This window comes from Methylobacterium currus, from assembly GCF_003058325.1.
In the GTDB taxonomy this organism is placed as follows: Bacteria; Pseudomonadota; Alphaproteobacteria; order Rhizobiales; family Beijerinckiaceae; genus Methylobacterium; species Methylobacterium currus.
The window spans coordinates 453189-473651 of the sequence record NZ_CP028843.1 but is presented as its reverse complement, the minus strand read 5'-3'; the positions used below and the strand labels follow the sequence as shown (position 1 = coordinate 473651).

General features: G+C 71.1%; 19 protein-coding genes and 1 tRNA gene. 7 read left to right on the top strand and 13 right to left on the bottom strand.

Annotated features, from left to right (window positions below; translation table 11 throughout):
- Positions 1 to 63 precede the first annotated feature (63 nt).
- Positions 64 to 148 (bottom strand) — tRNA-Leu (locus DA075_RS02215).
- Between the two features lie 175 nt (positions 149 to 323).
- Between DA075_RS02215 and DA075_RS02210 the strand changes: the two genes are divergently transcribed.
- Both DA075_RS02210 and DA075_RS02205 read left to right on the top strand, forming a co-directional pair.
- Positions 324 to 1763 carry a multicopper oxidase family protein gene (locus DA075_RS02210; protein ID WP_099951817.1) on the top strand — a complete coding sequence of 480 codons (1440 nt, stop codon included), beginning with the start codon at positions 324 to 326 and terminating at the stop codon, positions 1761 to 1763.
- 240 nt (positions 1764 to 2003) lie between these two features.
- A complete protein-coding gene (locus DA075_RS02205; RefSeq protein WP_099951816.1) occupies positions 2004 to 2468 on the top strand; it encodes a hypothetical protein in 465 nt (154 codons plus the stop codon).
- Positions 2469 to 2538: 70 nt separating this feature from the next.
- Here the strand turns inward: DA075_RS02205 and rpmG are convergent, their stop codons facing one another.
- The 5 genes from rpmG to rnr form a co-directional block, all read right to left on the bottom strand.
- Positions 2539 to 2706 carry a 50S ribosomal protein L33 gene (gene rpmG, locus DA075_RS02200; RefSeq protein ID WP_048427126.1) on the bottom strand — a complete coding sequence of 56 codons (168 nt, stop codon included), beginning with the start codon at positions 2704 to 2706 and terminating at the stop codon, positions 2539 to 2541.
- Between the two features lie 140 nt (positions 2707 to 2846).
- Positions 2847 to 4016, bottom strand: a complete 1170-nt coding sequence (locus DA075_RS02195) for an MFS transporter (protein ID WP_099951815.1) — start codon at positions 4014 to 4016, stop codon at positions 2847 to 2849.
- Between the two features lie 72 nt (positions 4017 to 4088).
- A complete protein-coding gene (locus DA075_RS02190; RefSeq protein ID WP_164712187.1) occupies positions 4089 to 4820 on the bottom strand; it encodes an NUDIX hydrolase in 732 nt (243 codons plus the stop codon).
- Entirely contained in the window at positions 4783 to 5214 is a 432-nt protein-coding gene (locus DA075_RS02185; RefSeq protein WP_232388661.1) for a DUF983 domain-containing protein, read from the bottom strand. The genes DA075_RS02190 and DA075_RS02185 overlap by 38 nt, the downstream gene beginning before the upstream one ends.
- Positions 5215 to 5309: 95 nt before the next feature.
- Entirely contained in the window at positions 5310 to 7616 is a 2307-nt protein-coding gene (gene rnr, locus DA075_RS02180) for a ribonuclease R (protein ID WP_099951812.1), read from the bottom strand.
- A gap of 518 nt (positions 7617 to 8134) precedes the next feature.
- Here rnr and DA075_RS02175 point away from each other — a divergent pair.
- Entirely contained in the window at positions 8135 to 9673 is a 1539-nt protein-coding gene (locus DA075_RS02175; RefSeq protein ID WP_099951811.1) for an FAD-binding oxidoreductase, read from the top strand.
- Between the two features lie 21 nt (positions 9674 to 9694).
- Here DA075_RS02175 and DA075_RS02170 read toward each other — a convergent pair whose 3' ends face one another.
- The 3 genes from DA075_RS02170 to DA075_RS02160 form a co-directional block, all read right to left on the bottom strand.
- A complete protein-coding gene (locus DA075_RS02170; RefSeq protein ID WP_099951810.1) occupies positions 9695 to 10036 on the bottom strand; it encodes a hypothetical protein in 342 nt (113 codons plus the stop codon).
- 106 nt (positions 10037 to 10142) lie between these two features.
- Positions 10143 to 11555 carry a type I glutamate--ammonia ligase gene (gene glnA, locus DA075_RS02165; protein WP_099951809.1) on the bottom strand — a complete coding sequence of 471 codons (1413 nt, stop codon included), beginning with the start codon at positions 11553 to 11555 and terminating at the stop codon, positions 10143 to 10145.
- A gap of 117 nt (positions 11556 to 11672) precedes the next feature.
- On the bottom strand, positions 11673 to 12011 hold the full coding sequence (locus DA075_RS02160) for a P-II family nitrogen regulator (protein WP_048427121.1): 339 nt from the start codon (positions 12009 to 12011) through the stop codon (positions 11673 to 11675).
- 202 nt (positions 12012 to 12213) lie between these two features.
- Here DA075_RS02160 and DA075_RS02155 point away from each other — a divergent pair, with 202 nt between their 5' ends.
- Positions 12214 to 13728, top strand: coding sequence for an NAD(P)H-hydrate dehydratase (locus DA075_RS02155; RefSeq protein WP_099951808.1), 1515 nt, complete (start codon positions 12214 to 12216; stop codon positions 13726 to 13728).
- An 80-nt stretch (positions 13729 to 13808) separates the two neighbouring features.
- Here the strand turns inward: DA075_RS02155 and DA075_RS02150 are convergent, their stop codons facing one another.
- Together DA075_RS02150 and DA075_RS02145 are read right to left on the bottom strand one after the other, a co-directional pair.
- A complete protein-coding gene (locus DA075_RS02150) occupies positions 13809 to 15176 on the bottom strand; it encodes a PleD family two-component system response regulator (protein WP_099951807.1) in 1368 nt (455 codons plus the stop codon).
- Positions 15177 to 15203: 27 nt separating this feature from the next.
- Positions 15204 to 15584 (bottom strand): response regulator, encoded by a 381-nt coding sequence (locus tag DA075_RS02145; protein WP_093570411.1) that lies wholly within the window; start codon positions 15582 to 15584, stop codon positions 15204 to 15206.
- 135 nt (positions 15585 to 15719) lie between these two features.
- Between DA075_RS02145 and DA075_RS02140 the strand changes: the two genes are divergently transcribed.
- Positions 15720 to 16007, top strand: a complete 288-nt coding sequence (locus DA075_RS02140; protein WP_244936484.1) for a DUF3572 domain-containing protein — start codon at positions 15720 to 15722, stop codon at positions 16005 to 16007.
- Positions 16004 to 17323, top strand: a complete 1320-nt coding sequence (locus tag DA075_RS02135) for a DNA polymerase IV (protein ID WP_099951806.1) — start codon at positions 16004 to 16006, stop codon at positions 17321 to 17323. The genes DA075_RS02140 and DA075_RS02135 overlap by 4 nt, the downstream gene beginning before the upstream one ends.
- A gap of 38 nt (positions 17324 to 17361) precedes the next feature.
- Here DA075_RS02135 and DA075_RS02130 read toward each other — a convergent pair whose 3' ends face one another.
- Positions 17362 to 18225 carry a cell envelope integrity EipB family protein gene (locus DA075_RS02130; RefSeq protein WP_099951805.1) on the bottom strand — a complete coding sequence of 288 codons (864 nt, stop codon included), beginning with the start codon at positions 18223 to 18225 and terminating at the stop codon, positions 17362 to 17364.
- A 550-nt stretch (positions 18226 to 18775) separates the two neighbouring features.
- On the opposite strand from DA075_RS02130, the gene DA075_RS02125 reads away from it, so the two are divergent.
- Complete coding sequence (locus DA075_RS02125) at positions 18776 to 19291, top strand: GcrA family cell cycle regulator (RefSeq protein WP_099951804.1); 516 nt, start codon at positions 18776 to 18778, stop codon at positions 19289 to 19291.
- A gap of 143 nt (positions 19292 to 19434) precedes the next feature.
- Here the strand turns inward: DA075_RS02125 and DA075_RS02120 are convergent, their stop codons facing one another.
- Positions 19435 to 20430 (bottom strand): LacI family DNA-binding transcriptional regulator, encoded by a 996-nt coding sequence (locus DA075_RS02120; RefSeq protein WP_099956347.1) that lies wholly within the window; start codon positions 20428 to 20430, stop codon positions 19435 to 19437.
- Positions 20431 to 20463 lie beyond the last annotated feature (33 nt).

Below are 20463 nucleotides of genomic sequence, written 5' to 3'. Positions count from 1 at the left end.
ACCGTCAGGACAAGGAGCCGGCACTGCTGCTTGAACCCAATCCGTCGTGTCGCCTGGCGGAGATGGTGCGGGCGGAGGGGCTCGAACCCCCACGACTCTCGTCACTGGAACCTAAATCCAGCGCGTCTACCAATTCCGCCACGCCCGCGACGCTCGCGCCCGAGGCCTTACGCGCCCGGGCGCGGCTCTATAGCATGGTCGATCGGTCACGCAGCAAGAATTTTAGGCCACGCCTCGCCCCGCGCCGGCAGCCCGGCTACAAGGCGGGTTCCCGCGGCAGGCCCACCGCCCCGCGCGAAAAAGATTCCGTTCAGCGAGGTGCCATGCCGTCGTCCCTGCCGCCCTCGCGCCGCGCGCTGCTCGCCGGCGCCGCCCTCTCCCTCGCGCCGGCCCTCGCCCGGGCGCAAGGCGGCACGTCCGGGACCACACCCCAGCCGGCACCCGGCGCGGCCGAGGCGCGATCCCTGATCGCGGCGCCCCTCAAGGCGCGGATCAAGCCGGAGCCGGCGCCCGAGACCCCGGTCTGGGCCTTCGACGGCACAGGCGACGGACCGGCGGCACCGCTGGTCCTGCGCGTCAAGCTCGGCGAGGCCTTGCGCCTGCGCCTGGAGAACAAGACCGGGCGGCCGCTGTCGCTGCACTGGCACGGGGTGCGCAACCGCAACGCCATGGACGGGGTCGGCGGGGTGACCCAGAGCCCGGTCGCCCCGGGGGCGAGCTTTCTCTACGAGTTCACCCCGCCGGATGCCGGCACCTTCCTGATCCGTCCCCTCGTGGTCGGCGGGTCGAGCGAGCCTGCCGGGCGCGGGCTCGCCGGGCTGCTGGTGGTCGAGGAAGCAAAGCCCCCCGTCGTCGACCGCGACGTGCCGCTGATCCTGCAGGATTGGCGCCTCGAGGCCGACGGGACGCCGGCGGCCTTCGGGCAGGTCGCCTTCGCGTCAAGCTCCGGCCGGCTCGGCAACGCGCTCACCGTCAACGGAAAGCCGGTGCCGGAGCTGATCGAGGCCGCACCGGGCACCCGCCTGCGCCTGCGCCTCGCCAATGCCTGCAATGCCCGGGCGACCCGGATCCGCTTCGACGGCCTGAAGGCCTGGGTGGCGGCGGTGGATGGGCAGCCGACCGACACCTTCGAGCCGCTGCGGGCCACCCTCCCCTTCCAGCCCGGCACCCGCTACGACATCCTCCTCGATATGCCGGGGGCCTCCGAACCGGCGGGCGCCGTGGTGGCGCTGATCGGCTTCGGCATGCCGCTCGCCCGCCTCGTCGCGAAGGGCGACGCGGTCGCGGCCCGGCCGCCGGTGGCGCCGATCGGCGAGAACAAGCTGCTGCCGCCGGAGATCAAGCTGCAGAACGCCTTCCGGCGCGACATCGCCATCGCGGGCGGCGCGGTGTTCGACAAGGCCAAGCCCGAGGCAGCCCCGACCTTCACCGGCGATCCGACCCGGATCTGGACGCTGAACGGCGCTGCCGGTCGGGCCGAGAACCCGCCCCTGTTCTCGGTCAAGCGCAACACCGCGGTGGTGCTGGCGCTCACCAACACCACGGCCTTCCCGCAATCGCTGCACCTGCACGGCCACGTCTTCCGCCTGCTGCATCCGCTCGACGACGGCTGGGAGCCCTACTGGCTCGACACCTTCCAGCTGCTGGAGGGCCGCACCGCCCGCATCGCCTTCCTGGCCGACAATCCGGGCCGCTGGCTCATCGGCGCCACGGCGCTGGAGCGGTTCGATACCGGCCTGTGGGGCTGGTTCGAGGTGACCTGAGACTCCGGCCCACCTGCGTCCGGCGGTCGCAGGACGGCTGCCGGATGATGCACTGCCGCGTTTGAGGCGGTGTATTCAAGTCCTTGCAGACGATGGTTTTACCGCCGTCTGCTTCAAGCTTGGCAGAAGATCGATCAAGAGAATGTGTTAACGTGGGCCCATGCATCGCGGCGATGCTTGGCGCATGCTGGTGCACCAGCAGCGCACAATGAGCTGCAGCGCATCGATGAGGTTCCCAGCATGGAACATCAGCCGCTTCGCCACATCCGGGACATCGCCGACGTCGAGACGGTCCCGCTCCTCCTCGAGGGCCGCCGGGCCCGGCTCGAGCGCTTCGCCGAGATTCTCGAACGCGATCCCGGCCGCAGCTTCATCACCCTGGAGGAGATCGAGTTCGTGCCCCGCAAGATGCGGGCGGGCATCCGGGCCGACAACTCGCCGCTCGCCTATGCCTATGCGGATCCGGTCCTGCGGGCGAGCGGGCTCGCAAGCGACACCTTCGGGGAGGCCCGCCGCTTCTTCGAATTGAGCACCGGCGAGGCCCACAACCTGCTCTGCTCGTGCGTGAACGGCCGCTCCGTCAAGGCCGGACCGACCGCCAAGCGCCTGCGCCGCCTCGCCGCCCGCCGGCCGGGCCTATGGCTCGCCTATGGCTGCGCCGCCGGCTTCGTCGCTCTGCCGGGGGCGATGTACCTGTTCGGCTGAAACGCCGCCCAACGGAAAAAGGCCGCCCTCACGGGCGGCCTTTTTCATGATGCATCATGCATCCCCAAGATCACTTGATCTTGGTCTCCTTGAACTCGACGTGCTTACGCGCGATCGGGTCGTACTTCTTGAACGACAGCTTGTCGGTCTTCGTCCGCGAGTTCTTCTTGGTGACGTAGAAATAGCCGGTATCGGCGGTCGAGAGCAGCTTGATCTTGATGGTGACGGCCTTGGCCATGGCGCGACCTCTTGTGGATGATGGGTGTTGCGCCCGGAGGACCGAAACGCAAAACGGCCGGGCAGGCCCGGCCAGAACGCGGCGCCTTCCTGCCCCATCGCCTTCCGGGCGTCAAGCCCGGGCGACCGAGAGCCGCGCCGTCACGGCGCGGCCCGGATCACCCGCCCGCCGACCACCGCGAGATAGGCGACGAACAGCAGCGCCAGCGACCAGGCGAAGCCGTGCGGCGAGGCGAGGTCCATGCCGCCGCCGACGAGCGGCGGGCCCAGGACCAGGCCGATATTGTAGAGCACCAGGAAGGCCGCGTTGGCGCCCGCGAGCGCCGCGCCGTCGAAGCGGGCGCCGAGATGCGCGAGGCCGACGGTGTAGAGCGTGCCGGCGATGCCGCCCCAGGCGAACAGGATGACGGCCAGAAGCCACGGGTCCTCGGCGCCGAGCGGCAGGGCGGCGGCCCCGACGGCGCCGAGGAACGCCGCGGCGAGCAGCACCCGGCGCTTGTCGACCTTGTCGGCGAGGAAGCCGACCGGAATCTGGAACAGCACGTTGCCCAAAGCCGCGAGGCTGACGAGGCCCGCCGCCTGCTCCGCGTCGAGGCCGAGCCGCAGGCCGTAGATCGGCAGGATGGCGAACCCCCCGGTCTCGACCGCGCCGTAGACGAGGGCCGCCAGCGTCGCCGAGGGCGCGACCCGCAGGTAGCCGAGGAAACCGCGCCCGCCCTTGTGCGGGATCTCCGGCGAGAGGCCGCGGGCCATGACGAGGGGCAACGTCCCGGCGCAGAACAGGGCGGCCCCCGCGAGGTACGGCGCCCAGCCGGTGGTGCCGAGGAAGCGCAGCAGGCCCGGGCCGATGGCGAAACCGAGCGCCAGCACGGTGGCGTAGACCCCCATCACCAGGCCGCGCCGCGTCGGCGGCGCCGCCTGGTTGATCCAGAACTCGGAGAGCACGAACAGCACGCCCAAGGCCGCCGAGAACACGAAGCGCAGCGGGAACCACCAGGCGAAGTCATAGACCGCCCGGAAGCCGACGAGCGCCGCCGCCGCCACCGCGATGGCGCCGAACAGCAGCGGCATCACGCCGACCCGCGCCGCCACCCGCGGCACGAAGGGCAGGACGACGATGCTCGCCACCCCGGCGATCGCCGTGTTGACGCCGATCCAGGTGTTGGACAGGCCCATCCGCTCCATCTCGAGCGACAGGAGCGGGATCGACAGGCTGAGCCCGACGCCGACCACCGCCACGCAGGCGATGGCGGCCGCGATGGCGGCGAGGCGCGCCGCGTCGAACTCGGAATCGGGGTTGAGGCGGGTCATGATGGGCTGGCCGTCGGGGCCGGCCCATATGGAACAGGCGGCCCGGGAAGGCCACCCCCGACGGCGTGCGCCTTACAGTTCTTCCCGCGTATGCTCGCCGTCGACGTCGCGGAAGAACGGCACCGGCAGCATCGGGCCGAACCCCGCCGCCAGCCGCGCCTCCAGCTCGTCGAGCACGATTCCCGTGATGCGCGGCAAATCCAGCTTGCGCGCCGCCGCGAGGTCGACCCAGGCGAGCTCGGTCAGCTCGGAATCGGGACCGACGATGCCGGGGGTCTCGGCCACCACCGCCTCGCGGTCGACGGCGAAGAAGCGGGTATCGAAGCGCTTGGGCCGGGAGGGCGGGGTGATGGCCCGGGCGACGAACTGCAGCATTTCGAGGTCGGGCATCACGCCGGCCTCGCGGAAGGCGGACCAGGCGCCGGGCGGCGCCGTCTCGGGCGGGCCGTAATCGAGGGAGCCGACCATCAGGCCGGTTTCCTCGTAGGTCTCGCGGATCGCCGCCAGCGCCAGCACCCGGCCGAGATGGAACAGAGGCGGGTGGACCTTTTCGGCCAGGGCGGCCTCGGCCCGGTCGTTGAGGGTGCCGGCCACCGGCATCGCGCGGTCGCCGAGCTCGATCCGTCCGCCCGGAAAGACGAACAGGCCGGGCATGAACTTGTGGCCGGCGTGGCGCCGGCCCATCAGCACCTTCGGCTCGTCGCCGGAGCGGTCGAGGATGATCAGCGTCGCGGCGTTGCGGATCCGCAGCGGCCGCGTCTTCCGCTCAGGAGCCGCTGCTCCGTCCGTCGGTCCTGCCGCCATCCCGCGTCTCCATCTCATGTCGGCTCGAGCCGTCCGCTGCCTGAGCCCCGGCGCGGCGTATCGCGGAAAAGCCGTGCATGCCAAGGGCATATTGCAGCCCGACCACCGCCCCCTTGGTCGGCTGGAGCAACGCGAGCGAGGCGATGAGCGCCAGGCCGGGCCAGAAGGTCATCTGGAACCAGAGCGGCACGTCGAGGCGCATCTCGGTCTCAAGGATCCCGATCCCGGCAAGGTGGCCGACGACGAAGATGACGAGATAGGGCGGCAGGTCGTCGGCGCGGTGGTGGTGCAGCTCGGTCCCGCAGGTCTCGCAGGTCTCCCGCACCTTGAGGAAGCGGTGGAACAGCCGTCCCTCGCCGCAATGCGGGCAGCGGTTGCGGAAGCCGCGCCACATCGCCAGCGCCCAGGACGGCTGGATGCCCGGCTGGATGCCCGGCTGAATGCCCGCGGGGGGAGCGGGCTCGGCGGCGGGGCCGGCGTGGATCTCGATCATGCGCGTCTCCCGCGGCGCTTGGTCAGGCTGTCCCGGTTCGCCGGGGCGGGCCTACCTTTACGCGGTCCGCCGCGGGCCGGAGCAGGCGCGCCGGCCCGGCCGCCGCCGGCGATCTCGAAGCGCAGGGCCCCGGCCACCGGCGCCGCCTCCATCAGCTGCACCTCGACCTTGTCGCCCAGGCGGAAGGTCTGGCGGGTGCGCTCGCCGACGAGGGCGTGGCGGCCCTCCTCATGGCGGAAATAGTCGGCGCCCAGCGTCGAGATGGGCACGAAGCCGTCGGCCCCGGTCTCGTCGAGCTTGATGAACAGGCCCGAGCGGGTCACGCCCGAGACCTGGCCGGAGAAGGTCGCGCCGACCCGGTCGGCGAGGTGGTGGGCGATCAGCCGGTCGATGGTCTCGCGCTCCGCCGCCATGGCGCGGCGCTCGGCGGCCGAGATCTGCTGGCCGATCTCGGCGAGGTCGCCGCTCTCCATGTCCGGCGGCAGCCCGTCCGAGCCGAGCCGCAGCGCCCGGATCAGGGCGCGGTGCACGATCAGGTCGGCGTAGCGCCGGATCGGCGAGGTGAAGTGGGCGTAGCGGCGCAGGGCCAAGCCGAAATGGCCGGCATTGTCGGCGGCGTAGACGGCCTGGGCCTGCGAGCGCAGCACCACCTCGTTGAGGAACAGCTTGTGCTCGCTGCCCTCCACCATGCCGAGGATGCGGTTGAACAGGGCGGGCCGGAGGTTCGCCTCCTTCGGCAGCTTCAGGCCGATCGAGGCCATGACCTCGCCGAGCGCCCGCATCTTCTCCAGCGAGGGCTCGTCGTGGACGCGGTAGATCAGCGGCTGGCCCTTCGCCTCCAGGGTCTCGGCCGCCGCGACGTTGGCCTGGATCATGAACTCCTCGATCAGCCGGTGCGCCTCCAGGCGCTCCGGCACGATCACCCGGTCGACGCCGCCCTCCGGATTGAGGATCACCTTGCGCTCGGGCAGGTCGAGGGCGAGCGGACCCCGCGCGTCGCGGGCCGCGGCCAGCGCCCGGTAGGCGGCCCAGAGCGGGCGGAGCACCGGCTCCAGGATCGGACTGGTGATCTCGTCGGGCCGGCCGTCGATGGCCGCTTGCGCCTGCGCGTAGGCGAGCTTGGCGCTTGATCGCATCATGACGCGGTGGAAGCTGTGGCGAACTTTCCGCCCCTCCGCCGTCACGGTCATGCGGACGGCGAGGGCCGGCCGGTCCTGGCCGGGGCGCAAGGAGCAGAGATCGTTCGAGATCCGCTCGGGCAGCATCGGCACGACCCGATCGGGGAAGTAGACCGAGTTGCCGCGGACCAGCGCCTCGCGGTCGAGGGCGGTGCCGGGCCTCACATAGGCCGCGACGTCCGCGATCGCCACCGTGACGACGAACCCGCCCGGATTGGCCGGATCGGGATCGGGGACCGCCATCACGGCGTCGTCGTGATCCTTGGCGTCCGGCGGGTCGATGGTGACGAGGGGACGATCGCGCCAGTCCTCTCGGCCCTCCAGGCCCACCTCGCGGGCGGAGTCCGCCTCGGCCAGCACCTCGCGGGGGAAAACGTGCGGGATGCCATGGGCATGGAGCGCGATCAGGCTGACCGCCTTCTCCGAGCCGACGCTGCCGAGGCGGTCCTTGACGCGGCCCTGCGTCAGCCCGAACCGGTCCTCGCGGCCGAGGGTCACGGTGACGAGGTCGCCGTCGAGGGCATCGCCCTCCCCGCCCGGCGGCACCGCGATCTCGCGCCCCTGCGCCTTCTTGTCGACGGGCACGATCCGCCCGCCCCCGGTCGGGAGCGCCCGGAACACGCCGAGCGTCTCGGCCTTGTTGCGGCCGATCACCTTGATGACCCGGCCGAGATAGCGCCCGGGCGCGTCGCCGTCGGGCTCGATCTTCAGGAGCGCCCGGTCGCCGGTGCCGGGGGCCGGCCCGTCGGCGCGGCGCCCGCGCGGCATCAGCACGGTGATGAGGGGGGCGGGCCCGGCCTCCGGATCCCATTGCGCCGGCCGTGCGACCAGCTCGCCGTCGCGGTCGCGGCGGGTATCGATGTCGGCGACGACGACCGGCGGCAACCGGCCGGCCTTGCGCAGGCCGGCGCGGTCCTTCTCGATCGCGCCGTCCTCCTGCATCTCCTTGAGCAGGCGCTTCAGCTCGATCTTGTCCGCGCCTTTGATGCCGAAGGCCTGGGCGATCTCGCGCTTGCCGACCTTTTGGGGCGAGTCCTCGATGAAGGCGAGCACGGCCTCGCGGGTGGGCAGGACGGCATGCGCCGGCTTCGGGTGAAGTCCCTTGGGATGAATTCTCTTGGCCAACAGGTCGATCCAGGCGGCGGGACGCGACGGCTCCCCGGCGGGCAAGCCGCAGCCGCTACCCGGAAATATGGGATGAGTGCGGCCGCGGGGCAACGTTGCCGGTGCGGCGATGCCCCGCTGCCACCGGGATCCTGAGAGCCTGCTCGCGTAGGCCGGCCGCATGGCAACCCTCTTCGTCATCCTGGGGCCGCGCAGCGGGACCCGGGATCCATGAACGCTGGCGGTCCAGGATGAAGCGGACCGCCATCCGCCTGATTCGGGACTCGAGGCGGATATGGATCCCGGGGTCTCGACTTCGTCGAGACTCGGAATGACGATGAGAAATGTCGCCGTCTGCGCCAGATCCACCCGCTCGACGAATCAGCCGAGATGATGATCGATCATGATCGATCGACGTCAAGCCCAATCATGAAATAGATTTTTCCATCCGCATTCTGTTGACGTTGCGGCGTCTGCGACAGCTGATTGTCGAGGACCGAATCGCTTCGCACAGTTCAGGCGCCATGACCCAGCCTCCCATGATCAAGACTTTCGCCGCGCGGAGTTCCACCGCCCTCAGCCGGCGCCGGCTGTTCCAGTCGGGCGCCGTCCTGGCCGGGGCCGCCCTCGGCAGCCGGGTTCCCGGCGCAGCGGCACGGGACTGCCCGCCGCCGCCGCGGGGACTCGACGCCCTGGCGCGCGACCTGCGCAAGCTGGGCAGCCGGCTGATCCTCCCGGGGGAGCCGGGCTTCCTGGTCGCCGCCTGGCCGAATAACGGCCGCTGGGCCGACGTGCTGCCGCGGGCGATCGCGATGTGCACGAGCGACGAGGCTGTGTGCCGCTGCATCGACTGGACGCGCCAGGAGCACCAGCCCTTCGCGGTCCGCTGCGGCGGGCATAATTACGCGGGCTTCTCGACCACCTGCGGCCTGCTCATCGACGTGAAGCCGATGAGCGGCATCACCTTCGACCCGAAGACCGGTCTCGTGACGATCGGGGCCGGCGCCAACAACCAGGACATGGCCGACGCCTTCCGGGCCACCGGCCTCGCCGTCCCCTCGGGCCGCTGCCCGACGGTGGGCATCAGCGGGCTGGTGCTCGGCGGCGGCTGGGGCTTCTCGGCGACGCGCAACGGCCTGACCTGCGACGCCCTGCGGGCGACGGATGCGGTGACGGCGGACGGCACGCTGCACCGCGGCATCACCGGGTCCGGCGCGGACGAGCCGCTGTTCTGGGCCGCGCGGGGCGGTGGCGGCGGCAACTTCGCGGTGCACACCTCGTTCACCTTCGAGCCGCACGAGGTCGGCAACGTGACGGTGTTCAACATTATCTGGCCGGCCGAGCATCAGGTCGAGCTGATGCTGGACCTGCAGGAGATCCAGCTCAAGAACCCGGCACTGATCTCGACCCGCAGCAAGCTCGCGCCGCTGGCGGCCGGCAAGGTCACGCGCGGCGAGCTGCGGGTGCAGACCCTCGGCCAGTTCTTCGGCCCGCCGGACCAGCTCAAGGGCCTCCTGGAGCGTCCCCTCAGACGGGCGACGCCGGTCGTCGCCGAGATCAACGCCATGAACTACTGGAGCGCCCGGGACTACCTCGTCACCGACGATCCGGAAGGCCTCTACGACATCCGCTCGAGCTACGTCGCCGGCCAGCTCGGCGGCGACGCGATCAACAGGATGATCGACTGGATGGAGAAGTGGCCCGGCGGCTCGCTGCGGCAGGACAATATGGGCATCCTGTTCGCCGCCGGCGGCCAGGTGAAGAAGGTGGGTCCGACCGACACGGCCTATTTCCACCGCGAGTGCGACTTCATCCTGGAGATGGAGGCGTCGTGGAGCCCGCTCGACACGCCCGACACGGTCACCCGGCAGCTGGCCTGGCTCACCGAATACTTCCAGGATATGCGACGCTTCGTGACGCCGCAATCCTATGTCAACTTCCCGAGCCGTGACCTGCCGAACTGGCTCAACGCTTATTACGGCGGCAATGTCGGTACGCTCTGCGAGGTGAAGCGCCGGTACGACCCGGACAACGTGTTCAACTTCCCGCAGAGCATTCCGCTCACGCCGCCGACCTGATCGCGGCGGCCAGCCTCCGCCTCACCCGGTGGAGGCCGACTTGCGGACCCGCCCGACGGCCTCGTCGAACCGGAAACCCGGTCCCGCGACGGCGTCGAGCGGGAGCGGGCAGGCCTGCGGCAGGGTGAGCGACACCTGCGTCTCGTCGGGCCGCAGGGCCGGCGCCTCGGCCTCGCGCACGGCAAGGATCCAGATCCCGTCGAGCTTGAGGCCGGAGAGATCCCGACCGGCGAGACGGCCGTGCAGCGCGGCCGCCTCCTGGCGCCACGCGGCGAGGCGGACCTCGTCGGCGATCAGGGCGGCCTTGACCAGGGTGGCGAGGAGCGCGCGCAGGGTCGCGGCGGGCGAGGTCGGATCGGTCATCGGGGCTCCGGGGCGTCTCGCCTCGACACGGCAAGCCGGATGCCAAAAAGGAAGGGGCCGGATCGCTCCGGCCCCCTCGCTGCCTCGTCCCTGAATCCGGTTCGGCTCAGAGCGAGTAGTAGTTCACGAACTCGATCGGATGCGGGGTCATCTCGTACCGCATCACCTCGGTCATCTTCAGCTCGATGAACGAATTGATGAAGTCGTCGTTGAACACGCCGCCGGCCTTGAGGAACTCGCGGTCGGCGTCGAGGCTGTTGAGGGCCTCACGGAGCGAGCCGCACACGGTCGGGATCTCCTTGAGCTCCGCCGGGGGCAGGTCGTAGAGGTCCTTGTCCATGGCCGGACCGGGATCGATCTTGTTCACGATGCCGTCGACGCCGGCCATCAGCATGGCGGCGAAGGCGAGGTAGGGGTTCGCCATCGGGTCGGGGAAGCGGACCTCGACGCGCTTGGCCTTCGGCGAGGTCGTCCACGGAATCCGGCACGAGGCCGAGCGGTTGCGGGCCGAATAGGCCAGCAGCACCGGCGCCTCGTAGCCCGGGACCAGCCGCTTGTAGGAGTTGGTCGACGGGTTGGTGAAGGCGTTGAGCGCCTTGGCGTGCTTGATGATGCCGCCGATGTACCACAGGCATTCCTGGGACAGGTCGGCGTACTTGTTGCCGGCGAAGACCGGCTTGCCTTCCTTCCAGATCGACTGGTGGACGTGCATCCCTGAGCCGTTGTCGCCGTAGACCGGCTTCGGCATGAAGGTCGCGGTCTTGCCGTAGCTCTGGGCGACGTTGTGAATGCAGTACTTGTAGATCTGCATATGGTCGGCCATCAGGGTCAGCGTGTCGAACTTCATGCCCAGCTCGTGCTGGGCCGAGGCGACCTCGTGATGGTGCTTCTCGACCTTGACGCCCATCGACTGCATGGCGGCCAGCATCTCGCCGCGCATGTCCTGGGCCGAATCCTGCGGCGGGACCGGGAAGTAGCCGCCCTTGATCTGGACGCGGTGGCCGAGGTTGCCGCCCTCGTACTCGGTCTGGCCGTTGATCGGCAGCTCGACCGAATCGAGCTTGAAGCCGGTATGGTACGGGTCGGCGGAGAAGCGCACGTCGTCGAAGACGAAGAACTCGGCCTCGGGGCCGACGAAGATGGTGTCGCCGATGCCGCTGGCCTTCACGAAGGCCTCGGCCTTCTTGGCGATGCCGCGGGGGTCGCGGCCGTAGGGCTCGCCGGTCGCGGGCTCGAGCACGTCGCAGACGATCGACATGGTCGAGGCCGAGAAGAACGGGTCCATGCAGGCCGTCGCCGGGTCCGGCATCAGCAGCATGTCGGATTCGTTGATCGCCTTCCAGCCGGCGATCGACGAGCCGTCGAACATCGTGCCTTCGGCGAAGATGTCCTCGTCGACCAGCGACACGTCGAAGGTGACGTGCTGCCACTTGCCCCGCGGATCGGTGAAGCGGAAATCGACGTACTTGACGTCGTTTTCCTTGATTTCCTTGAGGACGTCCGTCGCGGTCTTAGACATTCTCGTTTGACCCCTTCCTAGAGCGGCGGCAGGGCCGCCACAAAGCCGCGGTCCTGGATGTCAGGCCGCGGTTTTCGTCGTCGCAGATGAGGGCGGCAGATGATGGCAGGATGCGCGTCAGATCGCGTCCGAGCCGGTCTCGCCCGTGCGGATACGGATCGCTTCCTCGATCGAGGAGACGAAGATCTTGCCGTCCCCGATGCGGCCGGTCTGGGCCGACTTGCGGATCGCCTCGACGGCGCCGTCCACCAGCGTGTCGGGGAGCACGATCTCGAGCTTCACCTTGGGCAGGAAGTCGACCACGTACTCGGCGCCCCGGTAGAGCTCCGTATGGCCCTTCTGGCGGCCGAAGCCCTTGGCCTCGATCACCGTGATGCCCTGGAGGCCGACCTCCTGCAGGGCCTCCTTCACCTCGTCGAGCTTGAAGGGCTTGATGATCGCTTCGATCTTCTTCATGCCGGGCGGGCCTGGTCTGCAACGGTTCCGGCGGCATTCCTAGCATCGCGCCGCGCCGACCGCCACGGGGGATTTCCCCGGACCGGACCGGGAATGCCTAATCGATAAGCAATCTCTGCGCGTTTGTTGCGCAATCCGCCGTTCTCAAGCCCGGTGCCGCGGCAAAGCTGCCGCGCCCGGGCGCTTCTCGGAGTATGATGCGATGGCCGGGACCGAGTTGCTCACCACCGACGAGATGCGGCGGGCGGATGCCGCGGCGATCCAAGCCGGAACGCCGGGCCTGACGCTGATGCGCCGCGCCGGCGCGGCCGTGGCGGAGCGCGCCCGGGCGCTCGCCGGTGACGGCAAGGGCCTCGGCAAAATCCTGGTCCTGTGCGGGCCGGGCAACAACGGCGGCGACGGGTTCGTCGCCGCGACGCGGCTGGCCGAGGCGGGGGTCGCGGTCGAGGTGGCGCTGCTCGGCACGGTCGCGGCTTTGACGGGAGACGCCGCCGCGGCGGCGTCCGAATGGAAGGGCCCGGTGGCTGACGCCGCCGCGGCCGAGCCGGCGGGCTTCGCCCTGGTGATCGACGCGCTGTTCGGGGCGGGCCTGTCCCGCCCGCTCGAGGGCGACGCTGCGGCGCTCGTCGGGCGGGTCAACGGGGCGGGCGTGCCGGTGCTGGCGGTCGACGTGCCCTCGGGCCTCGATGGCGATACCGGAGCCTCCGCCGGTCCGGTCGTCTCCGCCACCGAGACCGTCACCTTCGTCCGGCGCAAGCCCGGCCACCTGCTCCTGCCCGGCCGGCGCCTGTGCGGCCCGGTGACGGTCGCCGGGATCGGCATCCCGGACGCCATCGTGGCGGGGATCAGGCCGAAGGCCCACGTCAACGGCCCGGACCTCTGGGGCGCCGCCTTCCCGCGCCTGGCGGGGGACAGCCACAAATATACCCGCGGCCACGCGGTGGTGCTGTCGGGGCCCGCTCACCGCACCGGCGCGGCGCGGCTCGCCGCCCGCGGCGCCGTGCGGATCGGCGCCGGCCTCGTCACCGTGCTGTCCCCGACCCCGGCTTTGCCCGAGAACGCCGCCCAGCTCACTGCGATCATGCTGCGCCCCTGCGACGGCGCCGACGACCTCGACGACGCGCTCACCGACGAGCGCCTCAACGTGATCGTCGCCGGCCCGGGCCTCGGCACCGGCGCCCCGACCCGCGACCTCGTGCGGGTCGCGACGGAAGCCGGTCGCGGCCTCGTCCTCGACGCGGACGCCCTGACGAGCTTTTCCGGTAAGGCCGACGAGCTCGCGGAGATGATCGCGACGGGCGGGGGCCAGGCGGTCGCGACCCCGCACGAGGGCGAGTTCGCGCGCCTGTTCAAGGGCGTGGCGGCGGTGCCGATGGAGGGCTCGAAGCTCGCTCGGGCGCGGGCGGCCGCGGCCCATCTCGGCGCCGTCGTGGTGCTGAAAGGGGCCGACACGGTGATCGCCGCACCGGACGGCCGCGCCGCCATCAACCCCAACGGCACGCCCTGGCTCGGCACCGCCGGCAGCGGCGACGTGCTGTGCGGCTTCATCGGCGGCCTGCTCGCCCAGGGCATGGCGCCCGCCGAGGCCGCCGCCGCCGCGGTCTGGCTCCACGCCGCGGCCGCGCGCCGGCACGGGCCGGGGCTGATCTCGGAGGACCTGCCGGAGATGATGCCGGGGGTGCTGGGGGAGGTTTTGGCGGGGCTCGCAGCGGCGTGAGAGCCGGTGGGGGGCGTCCGCGCCCCTCGACTCGCGGGGAGGAGGGCCCCCGCCTCATCCGGCACCGAGTGATCGGCCGGTCACGCCGCGACGGCGGCCACCACCCGGTTCCGGCCGGCCTGCTTGGCCTGGTAGAGCGCGAGGTCGGCGCGCTTGAGGATCTGGGCCGGGTCGGCATCCTCCGGCTGGCGGGCGGCGACGCCGATCGAAACCGTGACGTCGATGGCGCCGGTGCCGCGCTGGACCAGGAACGCCGCCGCCTCGATCCGCTCGCGGATGCGCTCGGCGACCTGGCGGGCGGCATCGAGCCCGGTATCGGGCACCACCACCACGATCTCCTCGCCGCCGAAGCGCGCCACCACGTCGATGCCGCGGGTCTGGGCCCGGATGCGGTTGGCGAATTCCTTCAGCACCTCGTCGCCGGCATCGTGGCCGAAACGGTCGTTGATCGACTTGAAGCGGTCGATGTCGAGGATCAGCAGGGCCACCGACCGATCGCGCAAGGACGGCTCGGCGAACAAGCCGCCGAGATAGCTGTCGAGGTAGCGCCGGTTGTGCAGGCCGGTGAGCCCGTCGGTCACCGCGAGGTCCATCGAGGCCTGCACCGATTCGCGCAGCGAGTGCGAGAAGCGCTTGCGCTTCACCTGGGTGCGGACCCGGGCCACGAGTTCGTTGCGGTCGATCGGGCGGACCAGGTAATCGTGCACGCCGAGATCGAGGCCGCGCATGATTCGCGCCCGGTCATGCGGATCCGCCATCATGACGACCGGCACCGTGCGGGTGCGGTCGAGGGAGCGGAGCTGGCTGCACAGGCGCAGGCCGTCATGGCCCTCGAGGTCGAGGCTCACCAGCACCACGTCGTAATCGCCGGCCTTGGCCCGCTGCAGCGCCTCCTGCGGCGAGGCCACCGTCTCGACGCAATGGTACTGGCCGAGCGCCGCCGCGAGGCGCTCGGCGGAGGAGGGGCGATCCTCGACGACCAGCACGTTGGCGTTGTGCCCGGTCTCGGCGGTGGCCGCCGCCAGCGGATCGCCGACCCGCGACGCCATGGCGCGGCTGCGCAGCTCGTCGGTCACCGCCTTCAGCCGCACCAGGCTGCGCACCCGGGCCATCAGGGCGGTGTCGTCGATCGGCTTGGTGAGAAAATCGTCGGCGCCGGCATCGAGCCCGCGCAGGCGGTCGCTCGGCTGGTCGAGGGCCGTCACCATCACCACCGGCAGATGCGCCATGGACGGCGTCGACTTGATCCGCCGGCACACCTCGAACCCGTCCATGCCCGGCATCATCACGTCGAGCAGCACGATGTCGCACAATCCCTTCTCACACACCGCGAGCGCATCGGGCCCGTTCATCGCCGAGACGACGTCGAAATACTCGACGGTCAATTTCGTCTCGAGCAATTTGATGTTCGGAAAGAGATCGTCGACGATGAGAACACGTGCCGACATGGAAGGCCAGGCCCCTCTCAGCTCTGCTCAGCTCTGGCGCTCGTCGCCGACATAGGTGCGGACCGTCGCGAGGAACTTCGCGACCGAGATGGGCTTGGACAGGTAGGCCTCGCAGCCTCCCTCGCGGATGCGCTCCTCGTCACCCTTCATGGCGAAGGCCGTGATGGCGATCACCGGGATGCTCTTGAGCTCGTCGTCCTCCTTGAGCCATTTAGTGACCTCGAGGCCCGACACCTCGGGGAGCTGAATGTCCATCAGGATCAGGTCAGGCCGATGCCGGCGCGCCAGCTCGATCGCCTCGATCCCGTTGGCCGTCTTGAGGGTCGCGTAGCCGTGAGCTTCCAACAAGTCGTTGAAAAGCTTCATGTTCAGCTCGTTATCCTCGACGATGAGCACCGTCTTCGTCATGGCTCACTGTCTCCGGCGCTCCAGCGGGCCGCATCACACCCCGGCTGCGCCCGGAACCGCAACACTGTTAAGCGGCACATGTTGATGAAACGCAAATTCGATGGATTTGCCAGGGGGTCCGGTCCCCGTGGCGGAGTGCTGAGTGAATCCGCCGCGGAGGCGCTGGGGACCCGCGTCTTCGCCTACGTCACCGGCGAGCCCGGGCGATTGCTCAGGTTCATGGAGAGTTCCGGTCTCTCGCCGGATGCGCTGCGGCAGGCGGCCAACAGCCCTGACCTCGTCGCGGGCCTCCTCGATCACGTGGTGGCGGACGAGGAGCTGCTACTGGCCTGCGCCGCGGCCCTGGAGGTGCCGCCGGAGCAGATCACCCAGGCCTGGCGGCGCCTCGGGCCGCCCGAGGACCCGGGCGAGTTCGGCGCGTGAGCGGGGGGCCGCTCTGCCGCGATTGCGGGGCGGGCCCGCCGGGCGACGCCCCGCGCTGCCGGGCCTGCGGCTCGCCGCGCCTGCTCGCCCACCCGGAACGGGACGCGCTCGCCATCGCGCATGTCGATTGCGACGCGTTCTACGCCGCGGTCGAGAAGCGCGACGATCCCTCCCTGCGCGACCGGCCGCTGATCATCGGCGGGGGCCGGCGCGGGGTGGTCTCGACCGCCTGCTACATCGCCCGCATCCGCGGCGTGCACTCGGCGATGCCGATGTTCCGCGCCCTCGAGGCCTGCCCGGACGCGGTGGTGCTGCGGCCCGACATGGAGAAATACGCCCGGGTCGGCCGGCAGGTGCGGGCGATGATGCAGGCGCTCACGCCGCTGGTCGAGCCGGTTTCGATCGACGAGGCCTTCCTCGACCTGTCGGGCACCGAGCGGCTGCACGGGGCCTCGCCCGCGGTGACGCTGGCGCGATTCGCCCGCAGGGTCGAATCGGAGATCGGCATCACCGTCTCGGTCGGCCTCGCGCCCAACAAGTTCCTGGCCAAGATCGCCTCGGACCTCGAGAAGCCGCGCGGCTTCTCGATCATCGGCCGGGCGGAGGCCGAGGCCTTCCTGGCGCCGCGGCCGGTGCGGATCCTGCCCGGCATCGGTCAGGCGGCGGCCGAGCGCCTCGCCGCCCTCGGCATCCAGCGGATCGGCGAGATCGGCCGGATCGCGCCGGAGCGGCTGCATGCCGGCCTCGGGCGCGACGCCGCCCGCCTCCTCGCGCTCTCCCGCGGCGAGGACCGGCGCCCGGTGCAGCCGCGGCGGGAGGCGAAGAGCATCTCCGGCGAGACCACCTTCGCGGAGGACCTGCGCGCCTTCGAGGCCCTGCGGCCGGTCCTGTGGCGGCTGTGCGAGACGGTGGCGCGGCGCCTGAAGCGGGCCGATCTCGCCGCCGGCAGCGTGACGCTGAAGCTGAAGGACCGCGATTTCCGCCTGCGCACCCGCACCCGCTCGGGTCTCGCCCCGACTCAGGTCGCCGAGCGGCTGTTTCGCCCGGCCGAGGCGCTGCTGCGCGACTCCTGCGACGGCACCGCCTACCGGCTGATCGGCATCGGGGCCGGCGACCTCTGCGATGCGGCCCATGCCGACCGGGGCGACCTCGCCGACGTCTCGGCCGTCCGCGACGCGAGCCGGGCGGCGGCGATCGACGCCCTGCGCGAGCGGTTCGGCGCGGCGGCGGTGCAGCGCGGGCTCGGCTTCGCGCCGCAGGCCAGGGACGGCAAGGACCGTGAGGGCGGAGATCGGCCGGAGCGGGAACCGCGCTGACGGTTCCGGCCTCAGCTCCGGTCCTGGCACTCCCGGTCCTACTTGCAGTCCTTGCTCTCCGGCGTGAGATCGATGCGCGACAGCTCGCCCTTCAGCGAGAACTCGCCGTAATCGAGGCGCAGCGTGCCGCTGACGCCGTTCTCGTAGAGGTCGAAGGCCAGCACATAGACCGGGGTCCGCTCCCCCTCCCCCGGCGAGAAGTAGCTCAGGGTCACGGGCCAGTGCGGCATCGACGCCATCGCGCCCTCGCGCAGGGGCGCCTCGACCGGGGCGGCGGCGGGTTTCGGCGCATCGGGCGGGCGGAGATCGGATGATGCGTCGGGCTTTGCGGGGGCGCGCTGCGGGCCGATCACCGCCAGGGTGTCGTAGACCTTGCGGCCGTCATCCGAGCCGTCGAACACCTTCACGGCGACGGTGGATTGCCCGGCCCGGGCGGCCTCGATCAGCCGCCGCATATGGGCAGCCGGGAACAGCACCTCGCCCGGCACCGCCATCTCGCCGCGCTTGGGCTGCTTGAGGGTGATGTCGAGGCCCTTGTCGCCGCGCTCGGCATTGCCGTCGACCGGGGCCGCCGCCTTGCCGTTGAGGTCGGACTGGGTGCGGAAGCGGAAGCTGCGCCCGTCGCCGCTCTCGAAGGTGGTGTTGCGCAGGTCGGAGGTGCGGGTGCCGCTCTCCGAGCTCTCCAGCACCGTCACCTGCCGGTATTGCAGGGCGAAGCCCTTGCAGGCATCGCCGGAGAAATCGAACACGATCCGGCCGCGGGCGCTCTCGACCGCGCGGGTGCCGGAACTGCCGGACAGAGACAGGTCGTAGACGGCACGATGAGGCGCGAGGTGCACCGCCTCCGCCGCCAGAACGGGCGACGAGAGCGCGAGCAGGACGCACGCGAGGAGTGATCGCATGAGGTCTCCCGGAGCGGCCGTCGGTGCTGGCGTCGGCCCTGGTGGTTCTCTCAAGATAGGACCCGCCCGGGCGCCCGGCAACGTTCCGGCCCCGGCCGATCGCCGGCGGCCCTGTCCGGGCCGTGGCACGACGGCCACGCTTGTCGACGACCGTATATACAACCTAAGATTGTTATACGCCGTGGCGGCGCCGGGACCTGCCAAGATGCGGTACCCCGGTATGCCGGACGCGCGCCGGTATTCGGGCAAACCATTGGCAGACAACGATGATCCAGGCTCGCCATCCGGCCCCGCCGGGTCGTTCGGCGGACCGGCCGCGCAACTCGGCCAGGTCCCGGAGGCCGCCCGCCCGCGTGGGAAAAACAGCCTCGGCGGGGGGCGGACTCTTGCGCGGGTGTTAGGGCGTCCTGTAGGTTCACCCCCGTCGCCACCGCTCAGGGCGTGGCGGCGATCACCAGCAGGATCGGACGGAGTCAACGCGCGGTCGAACGGCCGCCCGTCGCGGCTGCGTGCCGATCCCATGGGTGATGTCGGGGGATTGGAGGCGGCGATGGCAGATGCGGGTCCGAGCTGGACGAAGGAACGCGTCGAACTTCTCAAGCGGCTGTGGAGCGACGGCCGCAGCGCCAGCCAGATCGCCGCCGAGATCGGCGGCGTCTCCCGCAATGCGGTCATCGGCAAGGTCCACCGCCTCGGCCTGGCCGGGCGCGTGCTGAAGAGCAACGGCGCCGCGCCGGCCGTCGGCCGCCGGCCTCGGAGCGAGGCCGAGTCCGCTCCCGTGGCCGAGACGCCGTCCGTGCTGGCCCCCGCGCCGCCGGCCCTCGCCCTGGTTCAGGCCGCACCGCCCTGTACGGAGGTCGCGCTGCCGGAGAGCGCCCGCGTCACCATCATGGAGCTGCGGGAATTCATGTGCCGCTGGCCGATGGGCGACCCGTCCACGCCGGATTTCCGCTTCTGCGGCGACCGTGCGATCACCGGCCTGCCCTATTGCACCCACCACAGCCGCATCGCCTACCAGCCCGCCGCCGAACGCAAGCGCGACCGCAAGGCCGTGGGTTTCCGGTAGGTCTGGTTTCGGGGCTCGCCGAACGATCCGGAGGCGGCGTCACGTCGCCTCCGCCGGGCGGCTCGATTCTTTCGACCGGGTTGACCCTATCGGTCAAATCCTAACGAATCTTTGTCGGGCGGCTCTCCCTGGACCGGGATTGCCTAACCGGTGCTCTCCCGCAGGACGAGCCGGAACCCCAGATCGACCACCGCCGGCTCCCTCGCCTCGCCGTCGAGGAGGTCGATCAGCAGCGCACCTGTCCGCCGCCCGATCTCGCCGGCATCGACCGCGATGGTCGAGAGCCGCGGGATGCAGTGGCGGCCGATCTCGACATCGCCGAAGCCGAGGATCCGGACGTCCTGCGGCACCCGGATGCCGCGCCGCTGGCACTCCGTCAGGGCGCCGAAGGCCGAGATGTCGGAGACGAGGAAGACCGCTTCCGCGCCGCCGCGGGCCAGCAATGCGGCCATCGCCTCGGCGCCATGCGCGAAGGTCCCCGCCGCCCGGCCGTGATGCAGGATGAGGTCGTCCGGAAGACCAGCCTCGCGCAGCGCATCGCGCAGGCCGCGCAGGCGCTCCTCGCCGCGGAAGTCCCGGGCCTCGCCGGTCCGCTCCGGACCGAGCCCGGCGATGCGGGTGGCGCCGAGGCCGATCAGGGTCCGGGCGGCGAGCCGGCCGGCCTCGTGATTGGAGAAGCCCACCGCCCGGTCGACCGGCGCCTCGGGCCGGTCCCAGATCTCCACCACCGGCACGCCGGCGCGGGCCAGCAGGTCCCGGGCGGCGGCGGAGCGGTGCATGCCCGACACGACGATCGCGTCCGGGCGGCGCGACAGCATCGCGCGCAGCACCACCTCCTCCTCGGCCACCGAGTAGCCGGTGACGCCGATCAGGGGCTGGTAGCCGTGCGGGCGCATCGCGGCCGTGAGGCCGGCGGCGGTGTCGGCGAAGTTCGGGTTGGTCAGCGACGGGACGATCAGGGCGACGAAGCCGGTGCGCCGCGACGACAGGCCTCCCGCCCCCCGATCCGGCACGTAGCCGAGCCGGTCCACCGCCGCGAGCACCCGGGCCCGCGCCTCCTCCGAGACGCGGGCGGGATCGGCGAGCGTCCGCGAGACCGTCATCGGCGAGACGCCGGCGAGGCGCGACACGTCGCGCATCGTCGGCGCCCGGCGGATCGGGCCCCGATCCTC